Origin of the sequence: Streptomyces sp. NPDC057428, from assembly GCF_042803195.1 — a bacterium.
Taxonomy (GTDB): Bacteria; Actinomycetota; Actinomycetes; order Streptomycetales; family Streptomycetaceae; genus Streptomyces.
In genome coordinates this window covers 70,574-84,747 of record NZ_JBHVCT010000019.1, presented here as the reverse complement: position 1 = coordinate 84,747, position 14,174 = coordinate 70,574, and the positions used below count along the sequence as shown (strand labels likewise).

At 72.7% G+C, this 14,174-nt stretch carries 8 protein-coding genes; 4 read left to right on the top strand and 4 right to left on the bottom strand.

What is annotated here, in order from left to right; translation table 11 throughout:
- Positions 1-446: 446 nt before the first annotated feature.
- A complete protein-coding gene (locus ACFU5K_RS10720; RefSeq protein WP_384058930.1) occupies positions 447-1,004 on the bottom strand; it encodes a MarR family winged helix-turn-helix transcriptional regulator in 558 nt (185 codons plus the stop codon).
- Positions 1,005-1,146: 142 nt separating this feature from the next.
- On the opposite strand from ACFU5K_RS10720, the gene ACFU5K_RS10715 reads away from it, so the two are divergent.
- Entirely contained in the window at positions 1,147-2,445 is a 1,299-nt protein-coding gene (locus ACFU5K_RS10715) for an MFS transporter (protein ID WP_384058937.1), read from the top strand.
- Between the two features lie 8 nt (positions 2,446-2,453).
- On the opposite strand, the gene ACFU5K_RS10710 is transcribed toward ACFU5K_RS10715, so the two are convergent.
- Positions 2,454-4,115 (bottom strand): SpoIIE family protein phosphatase, encoded by a 1,662-nt coding sequence (locus ACFU5K_RS10710; RefSeq protein WP_384058928.1) that lies wholly within the window; start codon positions 4,113-4,115, stop codon positions 2,454-2,456.
- A gap of 328 nt (positions 4,116-4,443) precedes the next feature.
- Positions 4,444-5,832 carry an NAD(P)/FAD-dependent oxidoreductase gene (locus ACFU5K_RS10705; RefSeq protein WP_384058926.1) on the bottom strand — a complete coding sequence of 463 codons (1,389 nt, stop codon included), beginning with the start codon at positions 5,830-5,832 and terminating at the stop codon, positions 4,444-4,446.
- 383 nt (positions 5,833-6,215) lie between these two features.
- Here ACFU5K_RS10705 and ACFU5K_RS10700 point away from each other — a divergent pair, with 383 nt between their 5' ends.
- Positions 6,216-7,019: a TetR/AcrR family transcriptional regulator gene (locus ACFU5K_RS10700; protein WP_384058925.1), complete on the top strand. Its 804-nt coding sequence runs from the start codon at positions 6,216-6,218 to the stop codon at positions 7,017-7,019.
- A gap of 439 nt (positions 7,020-7,458) precedes the next feature.
- Positions 7,459-9,480 carry a sigma-70 family RNA polymerase sigma factor gene (locus tag ACFU5K_RS10695; protein ID WP_384058923.1) on the top strand — a complete coding sequence of 674 codons (2,022 nt, stop codon included), beginning with the start codon at positions 7,459-7,461 and terminating at the stop codon, positions 9,478-9,480.
- Positions 9,481-9,604: 124 nt separating this feature from the next.
- Here the strand turns inward: ACFU5K_RS10695 and ACFU5K_RS10690 are convergent, their stop codons facing one another.
- Positions 9,605-11,716 (bottom strand): asparagine synthase-related protein, encoded by a 2,112-nt coding sequence (locus tag ACFU5K_RS10690; protein ID WP_384058921.1) that lies wholly within the window; start codon positions 11,714-11,716, stop codon positions 9,605-9,607.
- Positions 11,717-12,657: 941 nt separating this feature from the next.
- Here ACFU5K_RS10690 and ACFU5K_RS10685 point away from each other — a divergent pair.
- On the top strand, positions 12,658-14,157 hold the full coding sequence (locus ACFU5K_RS10685) for a sporulation protein (protein WP_384058919.1): 1,500 nt from the start codon (positions 12,658-12,660) through the stop codon (positions 14,155-14,157).
- Positions 14,158-14,174 lie beyond the last annotated feature (17 nt).

Here is a 14,174-nt window from a genome sequence, read left to right as displayed (position 1 = left end):
GTTTCACCGGGGCCCTCCGGGCGCTTCCCTTCGTTCTTGCGTTTCCGACTCTATCAGACTCTTTCGTGTCCGATTCCCGGTCGAAGCGGGTTACTACTTGTTCCGCTTTCCAGTTCTTCGCTTTCGCGTTTCCCTTTCCGGCGAGTCCGACTCTATCAGATCCTTTCGGGCCTGATTCCCAGTCAGCGGGGTTTGTCTTCCCGGCGGTTGGGCCGTTCCGACGCTCAAACTCTAGCGGATCCCGTCGGTGACTCATAATCGAGCCGTTCGAATTGAATTCCGGCATGCCGAAATTCTCTCCGGTTGGGAGATCGTGCTGAGTTTGGTTGCCGCAGTCGCGGCGGGATCGGTTGCCCCGGATTCGTACCGACTCCGTGACAACTCGAAGAATCTTACGGACACAGAAGCGCCGTGTCAACCCCTCCCTGTACCCCGTCTCCGGGAGATCAATCCAGGTCGGTGAGGCGGCCGCCGGCGTCCGGCTGCTCGTGCTCCACACGCCGCAGGAGGCGGATGAGTATCTCGCCCAGAGCTCCGCGTTCGTCGCCCGAGAGGTCCTGGAGCAGGTCCTCCTCGAAGCTGGTCGCCATCCTCATGGCCTCGAGCCACTTCGTGCGCCCCTCGTCGGTCAGCTCGACGATGACGCGCACCCTGTTGGTCTCGTCCCTGTCCCGGGTGACGAGACCCTCGCCGGCCATCCGGTCGATGCGGTGGGTCATCGCGGCCGGGGTGAGACCGAGACGCTTGGCCAGCTCACCCGGGCCCAGGCGGTACGGGGTGCCGGCGAGAACGAGGGTCTTGAGGACCTCCCACTCGGCATTGCTGATGCCCAGCGCCGCGACCTGCCTGCCGTAGGCGACGTTCATCCGGCGGTTCAGCCGGCCCAGCGCCGACACGATCTGTTCGACCTGGGGGTCGAGGTCCCGGAACTCTCGCTGGTAGGCGGCGATCTGCTCGTCGAGGCTCGGCTCCTGGAGCTCGGGCTGCTCGGTGGTCTCAGACATGGCGGGCAGTATCGCACGCTCTCCACGTCCGTCGAAGTCCTTCGGGCTGTAGACTTCATCTTCTAACTTTAGTGTTAAAGTCTACGAGTCTGTGTTCTTCAAAGTTCTTCGACTCTTGAGGTAGGTGAGTGTGACCAGGGAGATGGGTGCAGCGCTGCGGCGGATCCAGCTGGGAAGCGCGCTGAGCGCGTTCGGCCTCGGGTTCACCGTCCCGTATCTGTACGTCTACGTGGCGCAGGTCCGGGATCTTGGTGCCGGTACGGCGGGTGTCGTGCTGGCTGTCTTCGCCTTGGCCGCGCTGGCCGTGCTGCCGTTCACCGGTCGGGCCATCGACCGGCGCGGGCCCCTGCCTGTGCTGGTCGTCGCCGCCGGAGCGGCTGCCGTCGGTGCCGGGGCGCTCGGTGTGGCGAACAGCGTGGTGACCGCGGTGCTGTCGGCCGCCGTTCTGGGTGCCGGTACCGCCGTCATGCAGCCGGCGCTCTCGACGATGCTGGTGTGGTGCTCGAGCACGTCGACCCGCACCCGGGCCTTCGCCATGCAGTTCTTCCTGCAGAACCTCGGCCTCGGTATCGGGGGCCTGCTCGGCGGGCAGCTGGTGGACGTCAGCAGTCCGTCTAGCTTCACCCTGCTGTTCCTCATCGAAGCAGCGATGTTCGTGGCCCTCGGTGTGGTCGCGGCCACGGTCCGGATGCCGCGGGCCCCATCCATCCCCGACGCGGTGCCCACCGACGGCTCCGCGCCCAAGGCCGGGCTGCGTGTGCTGCTCTCACACCGGGCCATGCTGCAGTTGTGCGTCCTGGGCTTCGTGATCTTCTTCGCCTGCTACGGACAGTTCGAGTCGGGCCTCGCGGCCTACAGCACGGAGGCGGCGGGCATCAAGCCGTCCACCCTGGGCCTGGCTCTGGCGGCCAACACCGCCGTCATCGTCGCCGCGCAGTTCGTCGTGCTCCGCCTCGTGGAGCGGCGGCGGCGCAGCAGGGTCATCGCGGGCGTCGGCCTGATCTGGGCCTTCGCCTGGATCGTGGCGGGTTACGCGGGCCTCGGGCACGGCAGCCAGACGATGGCGACGGCAGCGATGATCTCGACGTACGCGCTGTTCGGTCTCGGGGAGTCGATGCTGTCACCGACCGTCGCCCCGCTCGTCGCCGATCTGGCTCCCGAGGCCATGGTCGGTCAGTACAACTCTGCCTTCGCCCTGGTGAAGCAGCTGGCCCTGGCGGTCGGACCGGCCGTGGGCGGGCCCCTGGCGGCGTCGCTGCACGGGCCGTACATCGTGACCTTCGTGCTGTTCTCGCTGGGCATCACCGTGCTGGCCCTCAAGCTGGGCCGACGGCTCACCCCCGCACAGGACAATCCGTCGCTCGCGGCGCTGCACTCACGGGTGGTCCTCGTGTCGATCCCGGAGGGCGAGGCGGCCCCGGCCGAGGCCGCCGTGCGCTGAGTCGGGGCTCAGCCGGGGAGTGCGAATTCGCACCACACCGCCTTGCCTCCCCCGGGCGTACGGCGGCTGCCCCACGACGAGGCGATGGTCGCGACGATGGAGATGCCACGTCCCGCCTCGTCGGCGGGTTCGGCGCGGCGGCGGCGCGGCAGGTGGTCGTCCCCGTCCGTCACCTCGATGATCAGGCGGCGGTCGGTACGGCGCAGGCCGAGGCGCATGGGCGGGGTGCCGTGCTGGAGGGAGTTCGCCACGAGCTCGCTCGCGGCGAGTACGCCCAGGTCACAGAGCTCGACGGGGAAACGCCAGGAGGCCAGGACGCCGGTGGCGAAGGCACGTGCCCTCGGCGCCGCCTCGATGCCGCCGAGTAGTTCGAGCGCGGCGTTGTGGAAGAGCTCGGCACTCGTCCCCGTGCGGGCGGGGTGCTGGACCACCAGCACCGCCACGTCGTCGTCGTGCTCCGCCGTCACCCCCAGGGAACGGATCAGCCGGTCGCAGACCACCTGGGGCGATCCCTTGGCGCCCGACAGGGCGCGTTCCAGGGAGGCGACCCCTTCGTCGATGTCCTCGCTGCGGCGTTCGACCAGGCCGTCCGTGTAGAGCACCGCGGTGGAGCCCGGCGGCAGCGCGATCGTCCCCGAGGTGTGGACCCAGCCGCCCGTGCCCAGCGGTGGCCCGGTGGGGTCCTCCGCGCGGTGGACCGTGCCGTCCTCGTCGCACACGAGGATGGGTAGGTGCCCGGCGGAGGCGTAGACGAGGTGCCCCTCGTTGGGGTCGTGCACGGCGTAGACGCAGGTGGCGATCTGGTTCGCGTCGATCTCGGCGGCGATGACGTCGAGGAGCTGGAGGATCTCGTGCGGCGGCAGATCGAGGCGGGCGTAGGCGCGGACCGCGGTGCGCAGCTGTCCCATGACGGCGGCGGCACGCACCCCGCGCCCCATCACGTCGCCGATGACGAGGGCGGTGCGGCCGGCTCCGAGGGTGATGACGTCGTACCAGTCGCCCCCGACCGCCGCGTCCGTGCCGCCCGGCTGGTAGGTGGCCGCGATCCGCAGGTCGTCCGGCTGTTCGAGGTCCTGCGGCAGCAGCGAGCGCTGGAGGGTGACTGCCATTTCACGGTGACGGCGTTCGCTGGAGCGCAGCCGATCCGCCGCCTCGGCGTGGTCGGTGACGTCGGTGGCGTAGACGAGGACGCCGGGCTCGCCGTCGGGGTCGCCTCCGGCCACGGGGGTGCAGGTCACGGTGTAGGAGTTCCCGGACAGGATCTTCCGTGACTTGACCGTACGGGAGGTGCCGCTGCGCAGGACCTGGTCCAGGAGCGGCAGCAGGCTGAGCTCGGCGAGCTCCGGCATGGCCTCCGCTGCGGGTGTCCCGCAGGGGCGGGGGCCGAAGGCGGATGTGTAGGCCTCGTTGACGTAGGTGATGCGGTGGTCGGGGCCGTGGAGCAGTGCGACGGGGGCGGGCAGGCGGCCCAGCAGGTCACCGGCCGACAGGGCGTCCAGAGAGGGTCCCGGCGCGGGGTCGTCGGATTCCGGGGCGGCTTCCGGCTGTTCGGCTGCGGGCGCCGGCCGCGCGGACTCCGCACGGGCGGCGGGTACGGAACTGCGGTCGTCCCGCGCGGCGGCTCGACGCTGTGTTCCGGGGAAGCGGGCGCTCCAGCGCGTGAAGTTCACGGAATTTCTGGCCTCGTGTGTCGGTCTGGTCCGCTCGGGCGAGCTGCTTCGTCTGCTGTTCCCGCACCGTTCGCCCCGCAAGCGGTCGTGCCGGGTGAAGGTGCGGGGGCGGGGCTCCCGGGAAAACGCAGCCGGGCTCTTCGTGCTGTCGGTCGTCGCTGCCGGTCACTGTAGGTGACCACCTGCCGGGTCACTCCGCGCAGGTGCGGGCCCGCCTATGGTCACACGTCCAGTGTGACCGACCGTACTGTCAGTCGCGTTCCGGCAAGGGGTCCGGCCTATGGGCCGAAGACGTTCTCCGGTCATGTCGGCCTGCGGGGCGCGGGGGTCAGCCGGAGGCGCGCGGCGGCTCCCCGTCCTTCGGCGGAGCGTCACCCGGGGGTGCCGGGTGGGCGTGCCCGCCGGCGGCCAGAGCGAATTCGGCGCGCGGGTGTTCGAGCGATCCGAGGGAGACGATCTCGCGTTTGAACAGTCCGGCCAGGGTCCACTCCGCGAGGACCCGCGCCTTCCGGTTGAACGTCGGTACCCGGCTGAGGTGGTAGGCGCGGTGCATCAGCCAGGCCGGATAACCCTTGAGCTTGCGCCCGTACACGTGCGCTACGCCCTTGTGCAGACCGAGCGAGGCGACGGAGCCGGCGTACGAGTGCCGGTAGTCCTCGGTCGGCCGGCCGGCGAGCGTGGCGAGGATGTTGTCCGCGAGGACCTTGGCCTGGCGCACCGCGTGCTGGGCGTTGGGCGCGGTCTCCGTGCCCGGTTCGGCCGAGGTGAGGTCCGGCACGGCTGCCGCGTCGCCGGCCGCCCAGGCGTGCGGGGCCCCGTCGACGGCGAGCGCCGCGGTGCAGCGGATCCGGCCGCGCTCGGTGAGGGGCAGGTCGGTGGCGGCGAGGAGCGGTGCGGGTTTGACGCCGGCGGTCCACACGAGCGTGCGCGTGGGGAAGCGCGAACCGTCACTGAGCACGGCTACCCGGCCCTCGCAGCTGTCCAGACGTGTGTCGAGCCGTACGTCGATGTTGCGGCCGCGGAGCTCCCTGACCGCGTACTTGCCCATCGCCTCGCCGACCTCGGGCAGGATGCGCCCGGTCGCTTCCACGAGGACCCATCGCAGGTCGGCGGGTTTGATGTTGTGGTAGTAGCGCGAGGTGTAGCGGGCCATGTCCTCCAGTTCCCCGAGCGCCTCGACACCGGCGTACCCGCCGCCGACGAACACGAAGGTGAGGGCGGCGTCGCGGACGGCGGGGTCCCTGGTGGCCGAGGCGATGTCCATCTGCTCGATGACGTGGTTGCGGAGGCCGATGGCTTCCTCGACGGTCTTGAAGCCGATGCCGAAGTCCGCCAGACCGGGAATCGGCAGGGTCCGCGAGACGGAACCGGGAGCGATGACGATCTCGTCGTACGGGATCTCGACTGCGCCGGTGCCGTCGTCCGCGGTGGCCAGCGTCGTGACCGTCGCGGTGCGCTTCGCGTGGTCGACCCGCTCCGCCTCCCCGATGACGATCGTGCAGTCCTTGAGGACCCTGCGCAGCGGCACGACCACGTGACGGGGCGAGATCGACCCGGCGGCCGCCTCGGGAAGGAACGGCTGATAGGTCATGTAGGGCTCGGGCGTGACCACCACGATCTCGGCCTCGCCGCTCTTCAGTCTCCGCCGCAGCTTCCGCTGGAGACGCAGCGCCGTGTACATCCCGACGTAGCCGCCGCCGACGACGAGAATGCGCACACTTGGCCGGGTGCCGGGGGACGAGCCCCGGGAATCTGGTGCCATCACCTTCCCATGACGCAACGGAGTCCGGAGTTTGTCCACAGGCCCGGCAAATTGTGTGACCGGACCTCTCCGATCAAGGGGCGGGACCCGGCCGCTCCGCGATCCCGCAGCTTCGCAGGTCAGGTACGACGGGCAGGTACGCCCACGGGGGGCGAATCGGGGCCCAACCGGTCCTTGCTCCGATCGGGGGGCGCTCCGTGCGGAACTACCCCCTTCTGAATTGACCCGGGCTCAACTATGTTCGTACCCCGTCGGGGTGTCGGAATCGGACTGAGGTCCACACGCCGGCGGACAGGGCGGGAAGTCTCCGGGGGGAGACGTCATAACCGGGGGAAGTTATGCACATTCAGGAATTGCACGGGCAGAGTGCTCTCGCCTCTACCGCTGAGGGTCATGGGCGGCTGAGTCCGGTAGCAGCGATCGGCGCGGTCGGGACGGCTGGAATCGCCTCCCGTTCGGCACCGCTTCGTGTGGATGCACAGCGCAATCTCGAACACGTCCTGCGCGCCGCGCGCGAGGTGTTCGGCGAGCTGGGTTACGGCGCTCCCATGGAGGACGTGGCACGCCGCGCCCGGGTCGGAGTCGGCACGGTCTACCGGCGCTTCCCGAGCAAGGACGTGCTGGTGCGCCGCATAGCCGAGGAGGAGACCGCGCGGCTGACCGATCAGGCGCGGTCCGCCCTCGGACAGGAGGAGGAGCCGTGGTCGGCGCTCTCCCGCTTCCTGCGGACGTCGGTGGCATCCGGCGCGGGCCGGCTGCTGCCCCCGCAGGTGCTCCGGGTCGGGGCAGGCCCCGAGGAAACGGCGGGGATACCCGGCCAGGCCACGGCGGACGGCGACACACGCGTCCCGCGCCAGCGGCAGGGGACGGGCCAGCCCGGTCTCCGTGTGGTCGAGCAGCACTCCGCGGCCGAGGAGGGCCTCGACGACGACCCGGGCGCGGCCGAGCTGCTCGAGGTCGTGGGGAGCCTGGTGGACCGGGCTCGCGAGTCGGGTGAGCTGCGCGGCGATGTGACGGTGGCCGACGTGCTGCTGGTCATCGCGACGGCGGCGCCGGCGCTGCCTGACCCCGCACATCAGGCCGCCGCTTCCGCCCGGCTGCTGGACATCCTTCTGGAGGGACTCCGCTCCCGTCCCGCGTGATCACGGGCACAGGCGCACGTGTCCGGCCGGTGGGAGCCGTCTCCCACCGGCCGGCCGTCGTCGCGGGGACCCGGTGATTCGGAGGCGGCGTCGGTCGGGTGCGCGTCCCGTGCCTTGCAGCGTCGCTCGGAGCGTGGCCCAGGAGGCCCTCCGCGGCGTGTCCGGCGGCTGCCCGGGAGCTGCCGGAGAGCCCTTGCAGGGACGCGATCCCGCGCGTTGCGTGCACAGCGGAATCGGCGGCCGGGCTCGCTGTGACCGGACGTCAGTGCGGGTCGGAGGGCACCTCCTCTTCCCCCGTAGGGGTGATGTCACGCCCCCCGCAGGGGTGAAGACACCCCGGACGAGTGGTTGCCCCTGCTCAGAGTTCGTCGCGCCGTGGCTCTGTGGGACTCTGGCCCCGGTATTTCGGGTCCGAGGGTGCATTTACGGGGGCTCCGCGATGAGCGGTGACGCGCAGCAGGAAGAACCGGCCGACGGTATCGCCGCCGTGAGCGGGGGCAGGGGGACGGGCACCGACGGCCCGGCAGCCGGTCACGTGCCGAGCCAGCAGACGGGGCCGGCCGGTCCGGAGCGACCCGAGAACTCCGTCGGGGGCGGCACGGTGCTCCCCGGGCCCTGGCCGCCCGTCGAGGAAGCCGGGCCCCCGGCGTCCGGAGCGGGGACTCCCGCGTTCGCGGTCCCCCTGCAGCGCGAAGGCCGGGCCGGGTCCGCCGATCTCGGCCTGTCCGACGCCCAGTTGATCCAGGGCATGCGCGCGGGGGAAGACGCGGCGTACGAGGAAATGTTCCGGCGGCACTCGGGCGCGGTGCGCCGCTACGCCCGTACGTGCTGCCGGGACGCGCACACGGCCGACGACCTGACGGCCGAGGTGTTCGCGAGGACCCTGCAGGCGGTGCGCGGCGGCAAGGGACCGGAGGAGGCCGTCCGGGCCTACCTCATGACCGCGGTCCGGCATGTGGCCGCCGCATGGACGAAGAGCGCGAAGCGCGAGCAACTGGTCGACGACTTCGCGGTGTTCGCCGCGCAGGCCACCCGCTCCAGCGAGCTGTCCGAGGCCGACACCCTCGACCTCGGGGCGGACGTGCTGGCCATGCACGAGGCCGACCGTTCGATGGCCATGCAGGCGTTCCGCAGCCTGCCGGAGCGCTGGCAGGCGGTGTTGTGGCACACCACCGTGGAGGAGGAGTCGCCGAGCGAGGTCGCCCCGCTGTTCGGCCTGACGGCCAATGCCACCGCGGTGCTGGCCGTGCGGGCCCGTGAAGGGCTCAAGCAGGCTTACCTGCAGGCGCATGTGAGCCAGTCCCTGACGGCCGGCGGCGACTGCGCGCAGTACGCCGACCGGCTCGGCGCCCACGCCCGGGGCGGGCTGCGCACCCGTGCCGAACGCGGGCTGCGCAAGCACCTGGACGAGTGCGCCAGGTGCAGGATCGCCGCAGGTGAACTCGACCATGTGAACGCCGGGATCCCGGCGCTGCTCCCGGTCGCGGTCATCGGATGGTTCGCCGCGGGCTACGCCGTCAAGGCGGCGGGCATCGTCGCGGGCGGAGCGGTGGGGGCGGCCGGTGCCGGAGCGGCCGCCGCGGCCACGGGCGGCGCGTCGTCGGGCAGCGGTGCGGCGGGCGGCGCAGCCGTGTCGGAAGGGCTCGGCGCCCCGGTGAAGGCCGGAATCGCCGCCGCCGTGGCCGTGGCGGCTGCCGCCGGGCTGGTGTGGGCCCTGTCGGGCGAGGACCGGGCGCCGGATGAGCGTCCCGTGGCGAAGCCGCCGGTCGCCGCGCCCGCGATGCCTGCACCCGCTCCTTCGCCGAAGCCGACGCCCCCGCCGTCCCGGCCCGGCCCGCCGCCGCCGTCCAGGCCCGCCCCGCCGGCGCCCGAACCGCCCGCGTCCGAACCGAAGCCGGACCTGGCACCGCCGCCGCCGGAACCCGCCGCGTCCCCGGCGCCGCCCCCACCGAAGCCCACCCCGGCGCCGTCCCGGCCCTCCCCTCCGGAGCCCGCACCGGAGGAGCCGGTGCCACCCGCTCCGGAGGTCTACCGGGTGAACCGACTGGCGTACTCCGTCGTCGGGGACCACACGGAGCCCGAGATCGTGCTCCGCCGGAGCACCGGGGTGTTCTGGCAGCGCGACGGCCTGTCGATCTCCTCCAAGGTCTACGCCCACGGGGTGACCGCTCCCTCCCTCTCATCGGTCACCGTGCGGCTCAACCGGACGTGCACCCGTTACGAGGCGACGGTCGGGGTGGACGACCTGACGCTCGGTCTCGGCGCGGTGCGCTTCTCCGTGTACGACGGTGCGGGGGCGCGGCTGTGGCGGTCCCCGGTGATGCGGGGCGGTGAGCCCGCGGTCCCGGCGAGCGTCGGCATCGAGGGGCTGGAGACCATCCGGCTCGTCGTGGAACCCTCGGGGTCCCTCGGCGGGGTGGCCCTGGCCGACTGGGCGGAGTCCCGGATCAGCTGCCGCTGACCGGAGCGGACACGGATCAGCCTCCGCCGATCTCCTCGGCGACGCAGCTCAGCGGCGCGACGGCGTCCCGCCGTGTCAGATCCCGCCCAGCGGTACGTTCCTCGTCATACACCGGCTCGCCGAGTCAGGACTGCAGCGTCCGGCGTGCCGGGACCACGCCGCCGGCCACCGCTCGCTGGCGTGGCGCCGCCGTGCCCGTCCAGCAGGTGCCCCGTCGCGTGACCAGCCGACGCAGCCACAGTTCGGTGGAGGCCAGCTCGGCCAGGCCGTCCAACGGGAGAGGCTCGCCCTCGGACGCGGCGCGGAGTGCCTTGCGTACGACGCGTGCCTCGATCAGGCCCGCGTCGGCGAGCAGGGGTGCGTCGAAGAGGGCGATCAGGTCCGGCAGGGCGGCACGCAGACCGAGCCGGCCCGCCGCGGTGGAGGTGGCCTGGGACGGGGTGCCCCATCCGGGCGGCAGTTCGTGGATGCCGGCGCCCGCGAGTACCCGGCGCAGGATCGCGGCCCTAGCGCCCGGCTGGACCCGCAGCGACTCGGGGAGGGCGCGGGCGGCCCGTACGACCTGGTTGTCCAGGAAGGGGGCGTGCAGCCGCTGGCTGCGGATCTCGGAGGCCTGCTCCAGGATCCGCTGGCCGGCCGCGTGCCGGGCGAGCGCGGCGCGGGCGCGGGCCTCTCCGGGGCGCTGGACCGAGGCGGGCCGCAAGGCGGCCTCCTGAAGGCGAACCGATACTTCCGCGAGTGCCTCACCGGTGAGCCAGCGCGCGGCGGGACCGGGCCGCGACCAGGTGAGGGAGGCGAGCGAGGCGTCGGCCGGGGTGTCGAGCCCGGGGACGTCGCGGTTGGCCTCCGGCAGCACGGACGCGGCCGTCTCGAGGCCGGTGCGGTAGGACGTCCTGGCCAGCCGGCGGGCGGCCCGGTAGACGGCCAGCGGGACGAACAGGGAGTGTGCGGAGGGCCCTTCGGCCCTGGCGAGCGCGGCGACGGGCCGCAGGATGTGTCGTCTGCGCCGGTCCATGAGCAGGTCGGCCAGCCGGGCGGGGTGCGCGTCCAGCACCTGCCGGGCGCCGTGGCCGACGAAGTGGTCCGCGCTGCCCGCGGCGAGCCGTCTCCGGTGGCGTTCGGCGACGACGAGGTATGGCGCGGGCTCGTCGGTGAGCGGCCCGCTCTCCAACGACGCGTAGGGCAGGGCCTCCTCGCCCGCCGCGACGATCACATGGTGCAGCCGCGGGTTGGCGGCGATGGCGCGGGCACGCTCCATCTCGTCCTCACGGCCCTGCGCGGAGAGGTCGTTGAAGGTGACGGCGAGCAGCCGTTCGCCCGCTCCCGTGCCGTGGCCCAGCAGGGTGCCCGGCAGTCCCGGCAGTCCGGCGGCGAGCAGCGCGAGCGTGGCGGAGGCGCTGCCGCCCGAGAGGTCCGAGCCGATACCGGGGACCGGCGCGCCCCGCGCCGCACGGCGCTCGGCGGGCCCCATCCCGGGGACGGGCCCGGGGTCGGGCGGCAGGGTCTGGGGAGCGTGGCGCGGAGCGGTCAGCCGGGCGCGCACCGCGTCGACCAGCGCGTCCCGCACGCCCTCCACGGCTCGCACCGGATCGGTCTGCGGGGCCGCCACCGCGAGCGAGGCCACCGCCTCGTACCCCGTGATCTCGCGCGAGCCCTCCCGGAGGATCAGCGCGTGCCCCGGCGGGATCCGCCTGACCCCTGCGTACGGGGTGCCGTCGCCCAGTGCCTCCGGGGTCTCGGGGCAGGCCAGCAGCGCCGCCAGGTGTCCGATGTCGAGCTGCGCCTCGATGAGGTCGGCGAGCGGGAGGGCCGCCGTGGCGTACGCCGTGCCGTTTGCCCAGGGCGTGTGGAAGACGGGGCGCGCCCCGGCGAGGTCTCCGGCGACGGTGATGCGACGGCCGACCTGCACGACGGCCGTGTAACTGCCGGACCACGCCGTGAGATGGCGCAGGGCCCCGCCGCGGGCGGCCAGCAGTCCCACCCGCAACTGCTCGTCGGTGGCGCCGCAGCAGCCGAGCACGGCGAGCCGTGCGGTGGGCGCGCCCTCGGGGGTCGCGGCGGTGATGACGCGGATCTCGTCGGGTCGCCAGTCGCCCACGGCCCACAGCGGATCGGGGTCGCCCCACAGGAGCTGGGACCCGACCGGATGGACGGTGCGCCCCTCCCCGCGATGGCCGACCGCGCCCACGGTGCCGAAGCTCGCGGCGATACTGCTCCACCCCACCAACCAACGCATCGCCGCCTCCACAGGCTGTGGACGAACCGGCGTACCAGGACACGGAGAACGCCGTCGCGGGACATGCTGCCACGACAAGGACGCACCGGAGGGGGTACGGGCGGCGCACGACGGATGTGCATGCGCCCCTGGCAAAGGCCTGGCCACGCCCTCCGCGGATCCCGCGCAACGGTCGGGGACGCTCCAGGAGTTGCGGCCGCCGGCCCGGAAGGCGGGCTGTGTCCCGTCCGGGCCGCGCGACAACCGCGATCCGGCCATGGTCGGGTCGACGCCCGATGGGCCGTGCGACCGTTGCGATTCAGCCATTCTGCGAAGGCGACGGAACCGCGCGTTTCACTCCGGCCGGTGCCCCATGGACATCCTGGAGGGAGCCCCGGGTGAAGCCCGGAAGGCCGGCGGGCGACCTCGCGACGTGACCCCGGAGCGGCCGCTCGGACCACGTGGACGTGCGGGCCGGCGCATCCCCCCGGTGCACCGGCCCGCACGTCCGCTCCCCCGAACCACCGTGCGGCGCACAGTCCGGGAGGTGTTCGTCACCTCCCGGACCGGTTCGCCGCCCGCGGGGACTGGGGCGGCGGATTCCCCCAGCCCGCCGAGTCCAGTTCAGCGGGCCGACCCACGCAGGACCCATCGAAGCGCTCCCGATTCGGCCGGGCGAGAGCGCACGGCCGGGCGCACGGCCACACACCAGGAGCACGGCCACGACGCACCCTGGCGCACGCACAACATTCCCGCCATACGGAGGTCTGCCCCTTAACGGTGGGGATGCAGCGAACTACGCTGGGTTTACCGATGTTCTCGACAGGGCGGCATATTCCACGGGGCCTGGCCAAATGCGTGTGCGGCCGGAGTGCCCGGGACCGCACCTGGGGAGAACACGGTACGAATGCCGCGCGCCCGACCGGTGACGCGGCGGCCGTCTGTGTGTCGAGGGGTGGCTCATGTCCAGGGAGCAACGCGGGCCGAACGAGAAGCTCGGCACGGTTCTCGCCCTCGCGGGAATCAGCAACGCCGGGCTGGCCCGGCGGGTCAACGACCTCGGAGCACAGCGCGGTCTGACACTTCGCTACGACAAGACCTCGGTGGCCCGTTGGGTCGCCAAGGGCATGGTGCCGCAGGGTGCCGCACCCCATCTGATCGCGGCGGCGATAGGGGCCAAACTCGGCCGCCCGGTCCCGCTGCACGAGATCGGGCTCGCCGACGCCGATCCGGCGCCGGAGGTGGGCCTCGCCTTCCCCCGTGACGTGGGGGACGCCGTGCGTTCCGCGACGGACCTCTACCGGCTGGATCTCGCGGGGCGCAGGGGCGGCGGGGGGATCTGGCAGTCGCTGGCGGGTTCCTTCGCCGTGAGCGCCTACGCGACCCCGGCGTCCCGATGGCTCATAACCCCCGCCGATCCTTCGGTGGCCCGCGACCCGTCCGCCGCCCAGGCCTCGATACTCGGCCCGGAGGGCGCGTCCGGGGCTCAGGGGGGCGGAGTCCCCGTCCAGCCGGGCCCGGACTCCGCGCCCGGCGTCCCGCCGCTGCGTGTCGGCCACAGCGACGTCACCAAATTACGCGAGGCGGCCCAGGACGCGCGCCGCTGGGACTCCAAGTACGGCGGGGGCGACTGGCGTTCCTCCATGGTCCCGGAGTGCTTACGGGTCGACGCCGCACCGCTCCTGCTGGGCTCGTACAGCGACGAGGTGGGCAGGGCCCTCTTCGGCGCATCCGCCGAGCTGACCAGGCTCGCCGGGTGGATGGCCTTCGACACCGGCCAGCAGGAAGCCGCCCAGCGCTACTACATCCAGGCACTGCGCCTGGCCCGCGCCGCCGCCGACGTTCCGCTGGGGGGATACGTCCTGGCGTCCATGTCCCTGCAGGCGACCTACCGCGGCTTCGCCGACGAGGGCGTCGACCTCGCGCAGGCAGCGGTCGAGCGCAACCGCGGCCTCGCCACCGCCCGCACCATGAGCTTCTTCCGGCTGGTCGAGGCGCGCGCGCATGCCAAGGCCGGCGACGCACCTGCCGCCGGGGCCGCGCTCAGGGCCGCCGAGAGCTGGCTGGAGCGGTCCAGGACCGGGGACTCCGACCCGTCCTGGCTGGGGTTCTACTCCTACGACAGGTTCGCCGCCGACGCCGCCGAGTGCTACCGCGACCTCAAGGCGCCCCGCCAGGCCCGCCGCTTCACCGAGCAGGCACTGTCGAGGCCCACCGACGAGTTCGTCCGCTCCCACGGACTGCGGCTCGTCGTCTCGGCCGTCGCCGAGCTGGAGTCGGGCAACCTCGACGCCGCCTGTGCCGCCGGGACCCGTGCCGTGGAGGTGGCCGGGCGCATCTCGTCGGCGCGCACCACCGAATACGTGCGCGACCTCCTGCACCGTCTGGAGCCGTACGGGGACGAGCCACGCGTGGCCGAGCTGCGCGAGAGGGCCCGTCCACTTCTCGTCACCCCGGTGTGAGGGTCCACCGGGATCGT